Here is an 18,578-nt window from a genome sequence, read left to right on the forward strand (position 1 = left end):
TCAATCAATTAAATATGAATAAGTTAACCAATCAACTTCTTCATCAACTCATTCACTTGCGCAGGGTTAGCTTTACCTTTTGCTGCTTTCATGACTTGACCGACAAGACCATTAAAGGCTTTCTCTTTACCAGACTTGTACTCTTCAACCATTTTTTCATTGGCAGCAAGCACTTCTTTAATGATTGCTTCAATTGCACCAGTGTCGGTCTCTTGCTTTAAGCCTTTTTCGCTAATGATGTCATCGGCTGATTTACCTTCTGATTCCCACATAAAGCCAAACACTTGCTTAGCGATTTTGCCATTAATCGTGTTGTCCACAATACGTGCAATCATGCCGCCAAGTTGTTCAGCAGAAACAGGAGAGTCTGCTAAGTCTAGGCCAGCTTTGTTTAACGCACCTGAGAATTCACCCATTACCCAGTTTGCTGATACTTTACCTTGCTTCGCACCGCCAGCAGCAGCCACAACAGCTTCATAGAAGTCTGCCATTTCGCGTGAGAGCGTAAGTACGTGAGCATCGTACTCAGTTATACCAAAGTCTGCGATAAAGCGTGCACGGCGAGCAGCAGGGAGCTCTGGAAGTGCAGCGCGAGCAGCTTCAATTTGCTCATCAGCAATAATCACAGGTAACAAATCTGGATCGGGGAAGTAGCGGTAGTCATTCGCTTCTTCTTTAGAACGCATAGAGCGCGTTTCCATTTTGTTTGGATCGAACAAACGAGTTTCTTGGTCGATACTTCCGCCGTATTCCAAAATTTCCATTTGGCGTTCAATTTCAACATTGATCGCTTGCTCAATGAAACGGAATGAGTTGAGGTTTTTAAGCTCACAGCGTGTACCAAACGGCTGTCCCGGACGACGTAAAGATACGTTACAGTCCGCACGGAATGAACCTTCAGCCATGTTACCGTCAGAAATACCTAACCAACGTACTAGTGTGTGAATTGCTTTGATGTAGGCAACTGCTTCTTCAACCGAACGCATGTCTGGTTCAGAAACGATTTCAAGCAAAGGCGTACCAGCACGGTTTAAGTCAATGCCAGACATACCTTCAAATTGGTCGTGCACAGACTTACCCGCATCTTCTTCAAGGTGAGCACGAGTTACGCCAATGCGTTTTGTTGTGCCATCTTCAAGCTGGATATCAATGTGGCCTAAGCCAACAATTGGGTTATCCATTTGGCTAATTTGGTAGCCTTTTGGCGAGTCAGGGTAGAAGTAGTTTTTACGTGCAAACACAGATGCTTGGTCGATGTATGCATCAATACCCAAACCAAAGCGGATAGCAAGATCAACCACTTTTTCATTCAAAACAGGGAGTACACCCGGCATAGCCAAGTCGACAAGGCTTGCTTGTGTGTTTGGGTCTTGACCAAATTCAGTTGATGAACCAGAGAAAATTTTAGAATTGGTTGCAAGCTGAGTGTGAATCTCGATACCAATAACGACTTCCCAACCGTCAATCAATTTCAACTTTTGAGCTTCAGCCATTATGCATTCTCCTCAGCAATTGCCGCACGTTGAGTATGGAAATCGGTGTTTTGTTGGTATTGATGGACAATCGACAATAATTGTGATTCTGACCAATAGTTACCAATCAACTGTAAGCCAACAGGCAAGCTATCTTTATCAAAACCAACAGGAGCATTAATCGCTGGTAAGCCTGCCAAGTTCACTGCAAGTGTATAGATATCGCCTAAATACATTTCAGTTGGACTTAAGTTCGCACCAATTTTATATGCAGTTGTTGGTGCAGCAGGAGCCGCAATCACATCCACATTCTCAAATGCTTTTAAGAAGTCTTGTTGAATTAAACGACGTACTTTTTGTGCTTTCACATAGTAAGCATCGTAATAACCCGCAGAAAGCGCGTATGTACCAATGAGAATACGGCGTTGAACTTCTGGACCGAAACCTTCTGAACGTGAGCGCTTATAAAGATCCATCAAATCGGCTGGGTTTTCACAGCGGTAGCCGTAACGAACACCATCGTAACGTGACAAGTTAGATGATGCTTCTGCTGGAGCAATGAGGTAATAAGTTGGTACATAGGCTTCAGTCATGTTGAGATCGACCTCAACAAGTGTTGCACCCATTTCTTCAAGCTTTTTCAAAGACTCTTCAACACGTGCTTTTACGTCTGCATCTAAACCTGCAACGTTAAAGTACTGTTTAGGAATACCAATGCGTAAACCTTTTACAGGTGTGCCATTTAAATTTGCAACGTAGTCATCAACTTCCTTTTTAACCGAAGTTGAGTCTTTTGCATCGTGACCTGCAATTACATTCATGAGGTAAGCACAGTCTTCGGCAGAACGAGCCATTGGACCCGCTTGGTCTAAAGAGGATGCATAAGCAATGATCCCGAAACGAGATACACGACCATAGGTTGGTTTTAAGCCCGTTAAGCCACAGAATGACGCAGGTTGGCGAATTGAGCCGCCTGTATCAGTACCTGTAGCAAAAGGAGCTAAATCAGCCGCTACAGCCGCAGCAGAACCACCTGATGAGCCACCAGGAACGTGGTCGAGTGCCCATGGGTTACTTGTTGCGCCAACATAGGAGCTTTCAGAAGTTGAGCCCATCGCAAACTCATCCATGTTCACTTTACCTAAAGTGACCAGACCAGCTGCTTTAGTTTTTTCAACAACAGTTGCATCGTAAGGTGAGATGAAGTTGTCTAGTATTTTTGAACCGGCAGTTGTTTTAATGCCTTTGGTACAAAAGATATCTTTATGAGCAAGAGGAATACCCGTTAAAGCTGTTGCATTACCTGCTTTTAATGCTGCATCGGCAGCGTCAGCTTCAGCAAGAGCTTGTTCAGGCGTAACCGTCACGTAGCTTTTTACCAGTGGGTCAATTTTAGCAATACGTTTTAAATAGTGTTCAGTCAGTTCGCGAGATGAAAACTTCGCTTGGCTTAAGCCCTCAGCAAGTTCACGAATTGATAAGCGATGTAAATCAGTCATGAGTAAAATTTCTTTACATTCAAAATAGGGAAGATGGGTTAATTGAGTAAAAGTTATTCAATCACGCGAGGAACAAGATACAAACCATCTTGAGTTGCAGGCGCAACTGCTTGGTATTCATCTCGATGATTGCTTTCAGTTACCACATCAGCACGTAAAGGTTGAGGATTGTCAAAAGGACTTTTCAAAGGTTCTACGCCTTCCGTATCAATGCCTTTTAAGGTTTCCATCATGCCTAAAATTTTATTTAGACTTTGAGCATATTCAGCAGATTGCGTATCATTGAGCGACAATCGAGCAAGATTGGCGATTGCTGAAACTGTTTGTGCATTTAAATCTGCTGAATGCTGTGCATCCGATGTAGACATAACATCACCTAATCAGTATTAAAAATTTTCAAAATATCGTGCGTTATAATAAGCGATTGACTTGTTCAAATCATCACATTTAGTTTAAAGTTGCCACCTTGCATCCACATGAAAGTTTAACTGAGAACGAACCGTGATTCTAAAACGACTAATTGGCTTGTTTTCGCCGGATCTAGCCATTGATTTAGGTACAGCAAATACACTTATTTATGCACCAGGCCGCGGCATTATATTAAATGAACCAACAGTTGTGGCAATTCGTCACAGTGGTTCACAAAAAATTGTTGCTGCTGTAGGTCTAGATGCTAAGCAAATGCTGGGCCGTACGCCTGCGAATATTTCTGCAATTCGTCCAATGAAAGACGGTGTAATTGCGGATTTTGAAGTGACTGAAACCATGTTGAATCAGTTTATTGGTAAAGTTCACGAAAAACGTTTGTTCCCACCTGCACCTCGTGTAGTTGTATGTGTACCATGTAAATCAACTTTGGTCGAGCGTCGTGCGATTCGCGAAGCAGTATTTAATGCTGGTGCCCGTGATGTTCGTTTGATTGAAGAGCCTATGGCAGCAGCAATTGGCGCAGGTATGCCAGTTGAACAAGCATGTGGTTCTATGGTTGTGGATGTTGGTGGCGGTACAACAGAAATTGCAATTATTTCATTGCAAGGTTGCGTCTATGCTGACTCTTTACGCATCGGCGGCGATGTTTTTGATGAGCAAATCATCAATTATGTTCGTAAAGCTCACGGTTGTGTGATTGGTGAAACCACTGCTGAAATTATTAAAAAAGAAGTAGGTATGGCTGTTTCTGATGGTACAACATTAGAAATCGAAGTACGTGGCCGTAACCTTGCAGAAGGTGTGCCTCGTGCAATTACCGTAACTTCTGACGAAATTACTCAAGCCATTTCTGATCCGTTACAAAGCATTGTAAGCGCTGTGAAATCTGCTCTTGAGCAAACTCCTCCTGAACTTTCTTCTGATATTGCTGAGCGCGGTATTGTGTTGACAGGTGGTGGTGCGCTACTTCGTAACCTTGACAAGTTATTAGCTCAAGAAACTGGTTTACCAGTTGTTGTTGCTGAAGATCCTCTTACTTGCGTAACCCGTGGTGGTGGTAAAGTATTAGAATTCTTCGACAACCCGAACCACGACATGCTTTTCGTCGGTTAAGTTTAAGGATTAGGCGGTGCAACCGAATATTTTTTCAAGACAGCCGCCATCTTTCCGCTCGTTCATTATTGCGGTCATTACATGTTTGGTTGTGCTGTTCTTTGATTGGCGCATGCCTTATGTAATTCAGCCAGCAAGGGATGTCTTGTACGCTGCATATAACCCAATTTATGCATTGGCTAGTTATCCGGTACTGTCGAGAGAATGGCTGAATCAACAAACAAAATCTGAAGCACAACTGCGTCGTGAAAATACCGCGATGCAGGCTGAGCTTTTACAAGCTCAAGTCCGCTTACAGAAACTTTCTGAACTGTCAGCTGAAAATACCCGTTTACGAGGACTTCTTGATACACCATTAATTATTGATGGTCGTATGGAAATTGCCGAAGTGATTGGGACAGATGCAGACCCATTACGTCATATCATCATTATTAACCGAGGCTCTACAGACCATCTAAAGGTCGGTCAAACAGTTTTGGATGATAAGGGGATTATGGGGCAGATTATTAATGTATATCCTCATAGCTCACGTGTGATGTTGTTATCAGATAAAGAACATTCACTCTCTGTTCGTTTAGAGCGTACAGGAATGCGGGCGATTGTTTCTGGTACAGGTGATTTGGGCCGTTTAAAAATGGAATATGTCCCGACCAGTGCGAATATTCAGGTGGGTGATAAAGTGTTTAGCTCAGGCTTGGGTGAACATTTCCCAGCAGGTTACGCAGTGGGTACAGTTGCTAAAATAAAACGCCATAATTCAGGTGAGTTTGCTGAAATTGATGTAACACCATCAGCACAATTAGCAACAGGCCATCATGTAGTTGTACTTTTCTCTGAATCATTAGCGAAGGAGCAGCCGTATGCCGATCGCTAAACTTAAAGGAGAAAAGCGTAAAGATCCATTATGGGGAATTATTCTCTCCGTTATTGTGGGTTCTGTACTCATGGTTTATCCGCTATCTTATGATATTTCAGGATGGCGGCCACTATTCATGTTGATGATCATGCTATTTTGGGTAGTATGTCAGCCAACATGGTGTGGGGTCTGGTTTGCATTTGGGATGGGGATTTTTACAGACTTACTGCTTGATGCGCCTTTAGGGCTCAATGCCTTAAGTTTTGTAATTGTGACTTTTCTTACCCGTTTTTTAATTCGGGAACGCCGTATTTTAACTTTTGTTAATTTATGGACGATAGCAACGCTGGTCATTATTGCCCATTTAGCATTTATGTGGGTAACACAGACGATGGGTGGAATTCATTTTTCGATTGCTAGACATTGGCAACCTTTGATGACAAGTATCATCACGTGGCCAGTCGTCTATTATTGTTTGGCAAAATGGCGCATATAGTTTTAGCATCTAGCTCTCCTCGTCGGAAGGAGCTCTTACAACAGCTAGGTTTAGATTTTGAAATCTATAGTCCTGACATTGATGAGTCTGTTCATGAAAATGAGCTGGTTCATCATTATGTTGAACGATTGGCTAGAGAAAAAGCTCAAACTGTATTGAAGCTTTTTCCGGAAGCAATTGTTATTGCTGCTGATACAAGTCTGGGACTTGATGGTCAAATTATTGGTAAGCCTGAATCGAAAAATCATGCCTTTGAAATCTGGAAACAATTATCTGGACGTTGGCATGATGTGTTTTCTGGACTGTGCGTTGCGACTCAACAACAAATGTTAAGTCAGGTAGTGCAAACTCAAGTTGAGTTTCAGCACCTGACTACACAGGATATGGAAGATTATTGGACCACGGGTGAGCCTGTTGGAAAAGCGGGTGGATATGCAATTCAAGGAATTGCCTCGCAATATATTCCCCAAATTCAAGGAAGTTATAGTAATGTGGTAGGACTTCCTTTATACGAATTTGCACAGTTATTCAAAAGAGTAAAGACATAAGGGGTTGTTATCATTCTTCATTGAATAGCATTGTCGATGAACACTAGACAACGTTAAAGTTAACAGCTTCTCTGACTCTTTAATAAAAAATTTTATAATGCTTTGAGTTTATGTATGTCAGAAGAACTACTTATTAATGTCACGCCTATGGAGTGTCGGGTGGCATTAATCGAAAATGGAACTGTTAATGAACTGTATGTCGAGCGTACAGTTAAACGCGGTCTAGTCGGCAATATCTACAAGGGTAAAGTTGTGCGAGTGCTTCCGGGCATGCAAGCTGCCTTTGTTGATATTGGTTTGTCTCGAACAGCCTTTTTACATATCAATGATATGGTTTGGCCTCGTTCGCAGCCTACCCCGAATGTCTTTGAGCTATTACATCCTGGGCAAACCCTTACTGTCCAAGTAATGAAAGATATGTTGGGCACAAAAGGTGCACGTCTAAGTACAGATCTTTCAATCCCTTCTCGCTATTTGGTATTAATGCCGTATGGTAATCATATTGGTGTTTCGCAGCGTATTGAGTCTGAAGAAGAGCGAGATCGTCTGCGTAATATTATTGAAGGTATTCAATCTGAGCATAATTTACCTGGTAGCGTGATCGTCCGTACGGCTGCAGAAGGTGTGGATGAGGCAGAAATTGCACAGGACATGTGCTATCTGAGCAAATTGTGGGAGTACATTCAGCGTAAGCAGACTGACGTTGCTGTTCCTTCTTTAATTTTTGAAGAACTTCCATTACCTCAACGTATTATTCGCGACTTAGCAAGCGAAGAAACTGCAAAGATTTATGTAGATTCGCGAGAGATTCACGCAAAACTGCTTGAGTTTGTAGATGAATTTGTCCCGAATATGAAGAGCCGTCTCATCCATTATCCTGGTGAGCGACCACTATTTGATCTTTATAATGTTGAAGAAGACATTCAAAAAGCCTTACAAACTCGCGTAGCTTTGAAGTCGGGCGGTTATCTGATGATCGACCAGACTGAAGCCATGACAACGATTGACGTTAATACAGGTTCATATGTAGGTGGTCGTAGTCTTGAAGATACGGTTTTTAAAACCAATATGGAGGCGACTCAAGTTATCGCGCGTCAACTTAGACTGCGTAATTTGGGGGGTATTCTCATTATTGATTTTATTGACATGCAAGAAGCAACTCACCGTGAAGAGGTGATGCGTCAGTTTGAGAAAATGCTTGAGCGAGATCACGCGAAGACCAAAATTACTCAAGTGTCAGAACTTGGTCTGGTCGAAATGACGCGTAAACGAACTCGTGAATCATTAGAACACTTGTTATGTGAATCATGTCCAACATGCCAAGGGCGGGGTTTTGTCAAAACAGCGGAGACAGTGTGTTACGAAATATTTCGTGAGATATTACGATATACCCGCGCATTTGAGTCAACGAGTGGCTTTACTGTTGTTGCCCATCCTTCTGTGATTGACCGATTATTAACAGCAGAAGCACCAGCAGTAGCCGATTTAGAGCATTTTATTAACCGTGTTATTAAATTTCAGGTCGAAAATTTATATACGCAAGAGCAATACGATATCATTTTAAGTTAAAGTTGTAACAAGATATCGCTTAATCCTTGTTACAACTGAAATTTTACTTTCATTCATGAATTTTAAATACTACTTACATACAGTAGCCCTAGACGTTCTCCCTATTAAACGTCTTAGCAAACAATAAGAGGTATAACCCATGAATGTAAGTGAAAACTTAATTAGCAACGGTCTTAAACATGTTTTAGAAAGCACGCCAGTAAATAGCTGCTATATGTTGAATGACCAAGGTAAAGAAGTACCAATCACAACTGCAATGATTCGTTCAGTATGTCATCAGTTGCTTAACCAGTGCCGCACAATCAAAAAATAAGGGGCCAATTCAAAGCCCCTTAATTTTCTAACTTGCTGAATGATGTTTCAGCTGTTTCTCTGCAATAATTTCTTCAAAACGTTGAATCTCATCCTCTAAATGAGTCAAAAGGTTTTGCATTTTTGGCAAAGCATTTCGACAAGCTGTTAATCCAACTTCAAGCTTATCTAAATAACTAGTCATGGTAATGTTTAGAGCTTGTCCATCCATGACAATCGAAGCAGGGTAGAGTGCATCTAATTTCGCGCCATTCCAATAAAGCGGTTCACGTGGTCCTGGTACATTGGAAATCACTAAATTGAACGCCTGACGCTTAGGAAGCATTCCTGACATGATGTTTAATCCTGCCGGACCATAAACAACCGCACTATAGTTTAAAATTTCATTCGCTGTCATGCGGCTAAAGCGTTGCTTTGAATTTTGCATGCTGCGACGAATGATTTCTAGGCGTTCTAACGGTTGATCTTTATGCGTCCCTAAATTTGCCAAAATCATAGTAATCCGGTTACTCATGTCAGAATCATCTGTACGTAATGAAGCTGGAACCATGGCAATAAGTGGCTTTTTAGGTAAGCTGTTTTGGCTAATCAAATATTCACGTAAAGCGCCTGAACATACAGCTAGGACAACATCATTAATCGTCACGCCTAATGCTTTTGAAATTTTTCTAAGGCGGCTTAGTTCAAATGACTGGGCAGCAAAACGACGTGAAGCACTAACTCTTTGGTTCAAAATAGAAACTGGTGCCTGAAAAGTAGAAACATAATCAGGATTTTTACCCATTTCCTTGAATATTGTTTGAGATAGCTCGTGCATAACTTTTGGAGCTATGTCGAGTTGAGATTTAATACCGCCTAAAATACTCTTAATTTTACTAGTACTCGGAGTTGGTACTTTTAGACGCTTAGCTCTTTTGCTCTCAACACACCATAAAGGAACAACATGTTTCTCTTCTGGTGTTTTTGATAGAGATTTCTCGATCAAACGCATACCCGCAACACCATCTACCATGGCATGATGGATTTTAAAATACATGGCAAAACGATTGCCTTCGATTCCTTCAATAATGTCACAAGTCCAAAGTGGCTTTGCACGATCAATTAGTGAGCTATGCTGCTGTGAAATATAAACCAGAAGTTCACGAATACGGCCCGGGTGAGGCAAAGCAATGTGGCGAAAGTGATGATCGATATCGAACTCTTCATCTTCATCCCAAAATAGACCACTTAAACGATTATTGAAGGGCGGAATAGGAATGCTCTTTGAGCGTTTAATATCTTCTACTAAATCATGTACAAAGGTTTCTGGTGCATTTTCAGGAATTTCAAATAAAAATAATCCACCGACATGCATGGGTTGCTGTCTTTTTTCGAGTGACAGAAAAATGAAATCAATTGGGTGTAATGGACGCATAAATCATTGTGCCTCATGCATTTTTCTAAGAAGCCTTTATATGAGCTCTTATTAGAATTATAGAACCGTAAAATTAAGTATATAGCGTTTAGAGTAGAGAAAATATGACTTTGTGTACGGAACATGACATAAAAAAAACCACTGATTTGCCAGTGGTTTTTTGATATCCAATTACTTTTTCATATTACCAGCATGTAAGCCACACTCTTTTTGAGTGGCTTCTTCCCACCACCAGCGTCCTTCACGCTCGTGTTGATTTGGTAATACAGGTCGCGTACATGGTTCACAGCCAATAGAAACAAAACCGCGCTCATGAAGAGGATTATATGGAATTTCCATCATACGGATGTAGCTCCATACCTCAGCACTTGTCCAGTTCGCTAGAGGATTATATTTAATAAGTTGCTTACCTGGACCCGAGAAACCTGCATCAGCTTGTACTACCGGAATTTCTGTACGTGTACCAGGACTTTGATCTTTACGTTGACCCGTAATCCAGCCATCTAAAGTCGCAAGTTTTTTACGTAAAGGCTGAACTTTTCGAATACCGCAACATTCTTGATGCCCATCTGTAAAAAAGCTGAATAAACCTTTTTCGTTTACCATGTTTTGAACAGCTTCAGATTCAGGGAAACAAATTTCGATATTGATATTGTAGTGTTTACGGACAGTTTCAATAAATTGATAAGTTTCGGCATGCAGGCGGCCTGTGTCGAGACTAAATACACGGAAAGGTTTGCCTAAGCGTGAAGCAATATCAATTAACACAACATCTTCTGCTCCCGAAAACGAAATTGCAATTTCACCTGGTTGGCTTAAGGCAAGTTCTAAAATTTCTCGAGGGCTTTTGGTTGCATATTCAGCAGCAAGAGCATCTACGATATCAATAGTCGGAATAACGGTCATGTGTGTTCCTGGCAAAAGGCTTGGGCGCATTGAGTTATGAAAAATATTCTAAAGGATAGTTGATAAAGTGCTTAGCACTTTAATTTCGATCCTTATGAATAAAATTGATTTGATCAATAACAACGCAAAACTGAAAATCTTAATGGTATGATACAGCAATTTTTAACCAACGTTGGAAGCATTCATGGAAATCGTATGCCTAGATCTTGAAGGGGTTTTAGTTCCTGAAATCTGGATCAATTTCGCAAAAAAAACAGGGATTAAAGAACTCGAAGCAACAACTCGTGATATTCCGGATTATGATGTTTTAATGACTCAGCGCCTTAATATCTTAAAACAACACGGTTTAGGCTTAAATGACATTCAAGAAGTCATTGCTGAGATGGGGCCATTACCAGGAGCAAAAGAGTTTGTTGAATGGGTGAGTACGCATTTCCAACTCGTGATCTTATCAGATACTTTCTATGAATTTGCGCATCCTTTAATGAAGCAATTAGGATGGCCAACGATTTTCTGTCATAAATTAGAGACAGATGAAGAAGGTATGATTACGGCTTATAAGTTACGTCAACCCGATCAAAAACGTGAGTCGGTTAAAGCACTACATGGATTAAATTTCCGTGTAATCGCAGCGGGTGATTCTTATAACGATACAACGATGCTTGGAGAGGCTGACCACGGTTTCTTATTTGATGCACCTGCAAATGTGATTGCCGAATTTCCTCAGTTTCCAGCTATCCACGGATATGATGCATTAAAAGAAGCAATCCGTTCAGTTTCACAGCGTACAATCCCAGCTTAAAAATAAATAATAAAAAAGGCGCTTTAAGCGCCTTTTTTATATACATAATTTTTTAAACTTAGAATTTATAACCAAGTTTTAAACCATAAGCGATAGCGTTGTTGTCAGAGAATTCTGCAACATAGTAGTCATCGCTACCAGCTTGGGCACCAGTTTGAGCTTTTGCATCACCCAACCAGAAATATTTTACACCGCCAGCAATAAATGTTTGTGGAGTAGGGCTGTATTGAACACCTACGCCTACGTTCCAGTAACCTTCAGTTGGACCTAAAGTTGTTACAGGATTACCTGCGCCAGAGTCCCAACCTACCGAAACGTTACCCGCCCACTTGTCGTTAAGTTTACGACCTACACCGGCATTCACAGACCACTGGTCATCAGAATATTCAACTAGATTAAAGCCATTTGGTCGGCTAGGAGTTGCTATTGGACCTACAGCTTCTGATACTTTGCCAAATTTATATGGACGAATTGCGAAATCTTTCCAATTTACCCAGCGTACATTCGCAAATGCGACTGTGTTTGCCATAATCCCTGTCTGGAAATCAAGGTTTACAGACTGAGGTGTAGTAATTGTAGTCTTGCCTTCTAATTGGTTAGCAGCAATAGCCTTGCCAATTGTTTGTTGAATCGCTCCAGCTTGGGCAGGAGTTAACTGACCAGCTGCAACTAATTGTCCAATAGTTGATCCAAGTGCTCCAGCATTGGCTGTAATTGAATCTGCAAGTGCAATTGTTTCATCTGCATTAATTTTATGGTCAATTTCTGAGCGGTATGTAATCGATGCCTTAAGTGCAATTTCTGGAATTTGGAAAGCGGCCCCAGCTAACCAGCCAGCTGCTCCATCTTCAGGAATTGAAGCGTCATAGCCATTATATAGGCTATATGCAGAACCTCTTAAATGAACATTTCCTTTAATCGTTTGGTATACACCGCCACCATAAAAGTTAAAATTTTCAGTGGGTTGGAATCCAAAGATCATCGAAATATTTTGGGTGTCAACCTCAACAGAAGTAGCACCTTGAGTTCCGCCTAAAGCACCTGTTGTAATTGGTAAAGTGCCAAGAATTGGATCTGATGGGCTTGCTACAAAAGCATTATTACCAGAATATTGTGCATCGGCTCCAAATGGTTGATCGTATAGTAAACCAAAAGAGAATTTATCAGTAAGTTGTAGTTTTAAGGCTGCGCTTGGGAAGTAATAATCTTCTCCCATATCACCAATATTACGACCTGTTTTGATTGTACCGGCTTCCTTACCAGCTACATCTGGGTCTAAAACAGAAATTCCAGCTTCAAAGTAATTACCAGGCTGCAAAAATGCAGAGATAGATTGTCCAGAGCGATCCAATGCTGCTGCAAAAACCCCAGTTGCAGGCAGCGTTGCTAAAATCATTGCAGTGCTCAGATGTTTTAATTTCATTTTAATCTTTCCTTGAACTTCAAGACATTTTTTTAAAAGTAACAGAGTTAAACCGTTTAAACTGTGTTGCCTTCAAAGCTCCTAATTACAAGTAATAGAAGCTTTGATAACTCCATGTAACAAAAATAGCATAATTACAATAAGAGTAAATCTGTTATATGAACTGAGGAGTACTCACTTTTTATACAAATAATGTCAATAATGGATGAAATATGAAGGAATATTTGCATTGTTAAATTAATTTAATTAATTGATATTTATATTTTTTATCTATTAGTGATGGCCTTTGTTTTTATGACATTTTTGTCACAAATCCAAGAAAAATGGTCAAAGATTTTTTTGTAAAAATATGAATTAAGTGATTATGAAATGAGTATTGGTTGTCATTTTTAGTTGATAAGTCTAGTTTCTCTACATCTGTATATTATTGATTAAATTTTATATTATTTATTTTATGAAAAAGTTTACCTTAATTTTTTTACCATTTGATCTATTTTTTGAGCGAATTTGGACTCTATATTTGAAAGTTATGTGTAATAAAAACCGAAAATAATGATCTAAATTCGGTTATTTAATTTTAAGAGCTAAAACAGAGCATTAGAGTGGATATAGTTTTTCATCAAATTGCTCAAGTTTGGGAAATTTTAATGACTCGAGCTGGTCCAGATGAGTAAGGTAGATTACATAGTCTTCAAGAAGGGTTTGTCGTGCTTCTTGGCTAATATACGGCACATGGTAAGCAATAAATGGCGGTAAAACTTCAAAACCAGCATATGCCAAAGTACCACGTTGAATCGGCGATAAATAATTTTCGATTGGGCCGTGAATTGAGTTTTCTCCAAACATGTGTGTTCTACCACCGAGTGTTAAACACAACATCGCTTTTTTTCCTGCCATGCCACCATGATTGTAAAACCGTTTACCACCATAAAAAAGCCCAGATACAAACACACGATCAATCCAGCCCTTTAAAATTGCTGGCACAGATGTCCAATAAAGTGGGAAATTTAAAATGACGAGATCAGCTTTTTTTACCTTTTCAATTTCTGCTTGAATATCTGGAGCTAGAAGCTGTTTTTTGCTGGCATTTCTTTGTTCTAGTGCATAGTTAAAATACTCAGGCTGATTTAGCTCTAAGAAATCCTCTTTGGATGCAATAGGGTTAAATTGCATCGCATATAAATCTGAAATTTCTACACTGTTCCCCAATTTTTCTAAGGTTTGCTTAGCTGTATTTTTTAGAGCAGTGGTGAAAGACTGTGGTTCTGGATGAGCATGGACAATAAGAATGTTCATAAGGTGAGACCTGTATTCTTTTCAGAAATTGTGCTGTCTAGTGCAATTCAGCGGATTTTGTTTTGAATAACTATGCATCAATTTAAAAGCATGGCATAGTTCATGAACTGACAGTTTTTACCATTTCGCGCCATTTTATTTTGCTCATCGGCTTGCTCATGAACCCAGAATTACCCGGAACTTATATTAACTTATTAGTCGAGACTATTAAGCGGTGGGGTGTCTCTGGTGAGCAGCTTTTAGATGGAAGTGGAATAACCTTAGACCAATTAGAAAAGCCTTACTGGTATGTTGAATTCAACACCTTAAATCAGCTTATTGAACGGGCCATTGAGTTATGCAAAGAGCCAGCACTAGGAGGGTATTTAGCTTTAAACATGACAGCTTCATGTTATGGTTCAGTCGGAATAGCTGCCATGGTTTCTCCAAATTTAAGAGAAGCGCTGAAAATACTTGAACAATTCATTGGTTCACGTTGTAAGGTTTTTAAACCAGAATTAAAACAAGAAAATAATGATGCATATTGGTCCATTCATCAGCCCGTCAATGCATTTCAGCTGAGTCCAAATGCCAACATTTTTTTGTTAATCGGTTTTGTTCAAATTGCGAAAAAATTAACAGGGCTTTCTCATTTGGGAAAAGTTGAATTACAAATGCCAGAGCCAATAGGTTTTGACCAAATCAGTCATCAACTGGCTGTGACTTGTTTATTTAACCAAAAGCGTAATCGTTGGATATTCCCAAAAGAGTATTTAGCACAGCCTGTATTAACAGCAGACCCAATGCTAGCGCCGTTGTTAAATGCGCAATGTAAGCGGGATATAGAGAAATTAAACTTAAAAAGTGGTTGGAAAGGTCAAGTCAAACAAGTTGCCGAAAAATTGCTTTTAAATGGGAATATTGACGCATTAAAAGTTGGGCAAGTGGCTCATATCATGAGTATGTCGGAGCGAACTTTACAACGTTATTTAGCTCTTGATCATACTAGTTTTACCCTCTTGGTAGACTCACTAAAAAAAGAGCATGCCCTGAAACTTTTAGCTCAAAATAACATGTCGATCGAAAAAGTCGCTTTAATGCTAGGTTATGCCGAGACTTCTCACTTCACTCGTGCGTTTAAGCGCTGGATGGGGATGACGCCTAAATATTTCCAAACCCAGCATAAAATAGCGGATTCAAATTAAAGGACCATAAATTTAACTTCATGGCCTTTCATTTATTATTTGAGTCAATTAAGTAGATTGTTCTGGCTTAGATGAGAGTGATTCAATCACTTTAAAATAGCTAGGTGGTGCCGGAACATGGCCACGCTCTCTCAATAAACGATGCATACGCGGCAATTTGAAGTAGGGCACCGATGCCATTAAATGATGTTCCATATGGTAATTGACATGAATAGGCGCCACAAAACTTCTAGCAATCCAACCTGCACGTGTTGTTCGTGTATTGGTTAAAGCTGTATTACTCGTTTGCATACCTGCATGTTCGGCCATTGAGCGAATTCTTAAAAATAATGGAAAGGGTGTTAAATAAGCTAGGGGCCATAACCAATAAAATCGTTGTTGACCAAAAGCTTTTAAAACACAATAAAGAGCAACATTGGTAGCAATGGCGCCGCTACTGTTTTTTATAAGACTTTTGGCATAGTCAACGAAATCTTTATTGCTTCGATCTAACCAGACTTGATCATTTGCAACGGTCCATTTCATTAGATCTAGATCCATTAATACTCGGCCAAAGCTAAACTTTAATCCCGTCATACCCGTTAAGTCGCGTAAAAATTTACGAGTAAGCGATTTTTTGCTTACAGGAAAACCAGAAACTAAAGAAAGATCTGGGTCATCTGGAGTAGAGGTTTTTGCATGATGACGAACATGATGTACGCGATATTTTTGTAGATCATTCCAGATTGGACGGGCGCATAGCCATTCGCCTACAAAGTCATTTATTTTTTTATTTTTGAATAAGCTCTTATGAGATGCATCATGCATCAAAATTGCTAGGCATAACTGGCGACCTGCCAATATAGCTAAAGCTAGCATACAAGCAAGTAATTTTCCCCAGTTAGGTAAGTAATCCCACATCATGATTAAGCTAGCAAATGTTCCTCCAATAACGGCCCACGTACTAGCAACAGCCCAAGCGCCGTATATATCTGAGGGTTGTGTGAGTTCCTGTATTTCTTCTCTGCTAAATAGATCGGTCACACTCACTTGTGCATTCATTTTTATTCTCCCAAAACAAATTTTTGGTATTTACATCCAATATTACAAATATAATTATAAAATTTTAAAAAGTGAAATATTTGTTTGTAAAAAAATAAATCGCCCGTTAGTGGGCTAATTCACTTTCATAAAGTTTCTGCCATAGCTTTTGTCCAATCGAATCGAGCTGTTGTACATTTTGAGCAAACTGATTGCGGGCATACTCGTTAACAAATGGAGAGGGTAGTAGAGGATCATTCATGAGTAAGGTAATTGTTTCGCGTCCTAATAACAAAGCTTGGGTAGCGGCCTCATTTAAGGATAAATTTTTATAATTCAAAAGCCATTCTTGAATATCTTGACTATACATCTCATAGTTTTTTTCAAGTTGTTGGGTATCCCACAAAGAAGGAATTAACAAAACTGTTTTTGGGTCAAATTTTTGAATAATAGAAATTTTAGCTTCATTTTCAAGCCCCGCTAAAATAAGCTCTTCACATGTTTTTTCAAAGCTATACGCTAAATTATCTGGACGTATATAAATGCCAGTTTCGAGTTCTCTAAAACCAAATTGACTTAAAGCGCGTTCTCTTTTTTTTAAAGCGGTCCGATCAATACGACCTAAAGTTCCAGTGAAGACTGCCAGATATTGATGTTGCCATTCTTTAGTCTGCTTAATGCCATTTTTACGATTCAAAATGACTTTTGCCCATTCTTTGGTTGATGGTGAAAGTTGATAAATGCCGCGTTCTACGCTTTCTATCATGCCTTCATTTAATAGCCGAGTTGTCGCAACACGAATACCATTGTCACTCATATTAAAAAGTTTAGCGGCAATTAATATTTGTTTAATGGTGAGTTGAGGGTAGGCCGAGGAAAGAAATAAATCGATAATGAGATGGCGTGCATTAATTTTGGTATTTTTCATTCAGATAGAATTTTTGATATGAGCTGCATTTGTTCAGAATAATATCATGTTTTTTTAAGGACTTTTTAAGATCATTTTGTAGAGTAAGTAAAGGTAAAAAGCTTTGTCTATAAAAAGAAAAACCTTGGCAGTTCTTAACCAAGTTTTATCTTTTTACGATAGTTAACCCAAGTTTGTCATCATGATGTGATACATTATCGCACTTTAAATAAACTGCCTTTAACTAGGGGCAATAACCACAAACGTTAGAAATGATCTGATATTGGACATGTGATAAGTCTAATTTGAGACTTACCAATTGCGATAAAACAAATTTTAGGTCGTTCTAATGATTAACTTTCTTTGAGCAAGTTATGGAAAATTTTGAAGTTATAAAAGCACTGTTTTTAGGCTTTGTCGAAGGCTTAACTGAATTTTTACCCATCTCGAGTACAGGCCATTTAATTTTATTTGGTCATATTATCGATTTCCACTCAGACGGCGGTCGTGTATTTGAGGTCGTAATCCAGTTAGGTGCTATTTTGGCAGTGTGCTGGTTATACCGACAAAAAATTATTAACTTGATTAAGGGATTCTTTAGTGGTGATGTGGAGTCACGTCATTTTGCGATTAGTGTGCTTATTGCATTCTTTCCAGCAGTCATTATTGGTGTTCTAGCTGTCGACTTTATTAAAAGTGTTCTATTTAGCCCAATTGTGGTTGCGATTGCCTTAATTGTCGGTGCCCTGATCATTTTCTGGGTTGAATCTAGACAATTTGAACATAAGACACTTGATGCGACTAAAATTACTTTTAAACAAGCGCTTTTAGTAGGTCTTGCTCAGTGTGTGGCGATGATTCCGGGAACTTCGCGTTCAGGCGCAACAATCGTAGGTGGAATGTTTGCGGGCTTATCACGTAAAGCTGCTACAGAATTCTCTTTCTTCCTTGCTATGCCAACCATGTTGGGCGCTGCGACTTTTGACTTGATTAAAAATGCTGACGTACTCACCTCAGACAATATGGTTAATATTGGCGTAGGTTTCGTTGCTGCTTTTATTGCTGCGCTGTTTGTTGTAAAAGCATTGGTACTGTTTGTAGAACGTCACACTTTACGTGTATTTGCTTGGTACCGAATTGTCCTCGGTGTAATTATTTTAATTGCAGCCATGTTCTTTAATTTATCGGCTTAAATAGCCTGATAAAGTGAAAAAACCTAGAATGCTCTAGGTTTTTTTATGCCTAAAAATTGATTTGAATTGCCTATTTATACAAAGTAAACGTAAGACAGATGTTTTCGTTTTGGGTTCATTGTTATATTGATTATTAGAT

General features: G+C 39.5%; 18 protein-coding genes. 9 read left to right on the plus strand and 9 right to left on the minus strand.

The features are described 5' to 3' along the window. Nucleotides 1-23: 23 nt before the first annotated feature. The 3 genes from gatB to gatC are packed head-to-tail and all read right to left on the minus strand — an operon-like array spanning nt 24 to nt 3,339. Nucleotides 24-1,493 (minus strand): Asp-tRNA(Asn)/Glu-tRNA(Gln) amidotransferase subunit GatB, encoded by a 1,470-nt coding sequence (gene gatB, locus JGE69_RS14775; protein WP_199113925.1) that lies wholly within the window; start codon nt 1,491-1,493, stop codon nt 24-26. Beyond that, nucleotides 1,493-2,971, minus strand: coding sequence for an Asp-tRNA(Asn)/Glu-tRNA(Gln) amidotransferase subunit GatA (gene gatA, locus JGE69_RS14780; protein WP_199113927.1), 1,479 nt, complete (start codon nt 2,969-2,971; stop codon nt 1,493-1,495). Before gatA ends, gatB begins: the two co-directional genes overlap by 1 nt. Nucleotides 2,972-3,024: 53 nt before the next feature. Further along, complete coding sequence (gene gatC / locus JGE69_RS14785; RefSeq protein ID WP_000107699.1) at nt 3,025-3,339, minus strand: Asp-tRNA(Asn)/Glu-tRNA(Gln) amidotransferase subunit GatC; 315 nt, start codon at nt 3,337-3,339, stop codon at nt 3,025-3,027. 133 nt (nt 3,340-3,472) lie between these two features. Between gatC and JGE69_RS14790 the strand changes: the two genes are divergently transcribed. The 6 genes from JGE69_RS14790 (at nt 3,473) to JGE69_RS14815 (ending at nt 8,295) form a co-directional block, all read left to right on the plus strand. Next, nucleotides 3,473-4,513 carry a rod shape-determining protein gene (locus JGE69_RS14790; protein ID WP_000601379.1) on the plus strand — a complete coding sequence of 347 codons (1,041 nt, stop codon included), beginning with the start codon at nt 3,473-3,475 and terminating at the stop codon, nt 4,511-4,513. A gap of 16 nt (nt 4,514-4,529) precedes the next feature. Beyond that, nucleotides 4,530-5,387 carry a rod shape-determining protein MreC gene (gene mreC, locus JGE69_RS14795; RefSeq protein WP_002116449.1) on the plus strand — a complete coding sequence of 286 codons (858 nt, stop codon included), beginning with the start codon at nt 4,530-4,532 and terminating at the stop codon, nt 5,385-5,387. After that, nucleotides 5,374-5,865 carry a rod shape-determining protein MreD gene (mreD, locus tag JGE69_RS14800; protein ID WP_199113928.1) on the plus strand — a complete coding sequence of 164 codons (492 nt, stop codon included), beginning with the start codon at nt 5,374-5,376 and terminating at the stop codon, nt 5,863-5,865. Before mreC ends, mreD begins: the two co-directional genes overlap by 14 nt. After that, a complete protein-coding gene (locus JGE69_RS14805; RefSeq protein WP_005064410.1) occupies nt 5,853-6,413 on the plus strand; it encodes a Maf-like protein in 561 nt (186 codons plus the stop codon). The genes mreD and JGE69_RS14805 overlap by 13 nt, the downstream gene beginning before the upstream one ends. 114 nt (nt 6,414-6,527) lie before the next feature. After that, the gene (rng, locus tag JGE69_RS14810) at nt 6,528-7,982 is read left to right on the plus strand and encodes a ribonuclease G (RefSeq protein WP_005064412.1); all 1,455 of its coding nucleotides are present in this window, start codon (nt 6,528-6,530) and stop codon (nt 7,980-7,982) included. Between the two features lie 139 nt (nt 7,983-8,121). Then, on the plus strand, nt 8,122-8,295 hold the full coding sequence (locus JGE69_RS14815; RefSeq protein ID WP_002116397.1) for a PA1571 family protein: 174 nt from the start codon (nt 8,122-8,124) through the stop codon (nt 8,293-8,295). A gap of 27 nt (nt 8,296-8,322) precedes the next feature. On the opposite strand, the gene JGE69_RS14820 is transcribed toward JGE69_RS14815, so the two are convergent. Together JGE69_RS14820 and JGE69_RS14825 are read right to left on the minus strand one after the other, a co-directional pair. Next, nucleotides 8,323-9,708, minus strand: coding sequence for a WS/DGAT/MGAT family O-acyltransferase (locus JGE69_RS14820; protein WP_005064414.1), 1,386 nt, complete (start codon nt 9,706-9,708; stop codon nt 8,323-8,325). Between the two features lie 171 nt (nt 9,709-9,879). Beyond that, the gene (locus JGE69_RS14825; protein WP_057086095.1) at nt 9,880-10,614 is read right to left on the minus strand and encodes a phosphoadenylyl-sulfate reductase; all 735 of its coding nucleotides are present in this window, start codon (nt 10,612-10,614) and stop codon (nt 9,880-9,882) included. Nucleotides 10,615-10,798: 184 nt separating this feature from the next. On the opposite strand from JGE69_RS14825, the gene thrH reads away from it, so the two are divergent. After that, nucleotides 10,799-11,416, plus strand: coding sequence for a bifunctional phosphoserine phosphatase/homoserine phosphotransferase ThrH (gene thrH / locus JGE69_RS14830; protein WP_002116438.1), 618 nt, complete (start codon nt 10,799-10,801; stop codon nt 11,414-11,416). Nucleotides 11,417-11,474: 58 nt separating this feature from the next. Here the strand turns inward: thrH and JGE69_RS14835 are convergent, their stop codons facing one another. Then, nucleotides 11,475-12,839 carry an outer membrane protein transport protein gene (locus tag JGE69_RS14835; RefSeq protein WP_060466062.1) on the minus strand — a complete coding sequence of 455 codons (1,365 nt, stop codon included), beginning with the start codon at nt 12,837-12,839 and terminating at the stop codon, nt 11,475-11,477. Between the two features lie 597 nt (nt 12,840-13,436). Further along, complete coding sequence (locus JGE69_RS14840) at nt 13,437-14,135, minus strand: NAD(P)H-dependent oxidoreductase (RefSeq protein ID WP_199113930.1); 699 nt, start codon at nt 14,133-14,135, stop codon at nt 13,437-13,439. Between the two features lie 158 nt (nt 14,136-14,293). Between JGE69_RS14840 and JGE69_RS14845 the strand changes: the two genes are divergently transcribed. After that, nucleotides 14,294-15,319 (plus strand): AraC family transcriptional regulator, encoded by a 1,026-nt coding sequence (locus JGE69_RS14845; RefSeq protein WP_199113933.1) that lies wholly within the window; start codon nt 14,294-14,296, stop codon nt 15,317-15,319. Nucleotides 15,320-15,367: 48 nt separating this feature from the next. On the opposite strand, the gene JGE69_RS14850 is transcribed toward JGE69_RS14845, so the two are convergent. Then, nucleotides 15,368-16,360, minus strand: coding sequence for a fatty acid desaturase family protein (locus tag JGE69_RS14850; protein WP_174725039.1), 993 nt, complete (start codon nt 16,358-16,360; stop codon nt 15,368-15,370). A gap of 106 nt (nt 16,361-16,466) precedes the next feature. Next, a complete protein-coding gene (locus JGE69_RS14855) occupies nt 16,467-17,267 on the minus strand; it encodes a PaaX family transcriptional regulator C-terminal domain-containing protein (RefSeq protein WP_199113935.1) in 801 nt (266 codons plus the stop codon). Between the two features lie 353 nt (nt 17,268-17,620). Here JGE69_RS14855 and JGE69_RS14860 point away from each other — a divergent pair, with 353 nt between their 5' ends. After that, nucleotides 17,621-18,439: an undecaprenyl-diphosphate phosphatase gene (locus JGE69_RS14860; protein WP_002116515.1), complete on the plus strand. Its 819-nt coding sequence runs from the start codon at nt 17,621-17,623 to the stop codon at nt 18,437-18,439. Nucleotides 18,440-18,578: the final 139 nt, after the last annotated feature.

The organism is Acinetobacter sp. C13 (assembly GCF_016809775.1).
GTDB lineage: Bacteria > Pseudomonadota > Gammaproteobacteria > Pseudomonadales > Moraxellaceae > Acinetobacter > Acinetobacter pittii.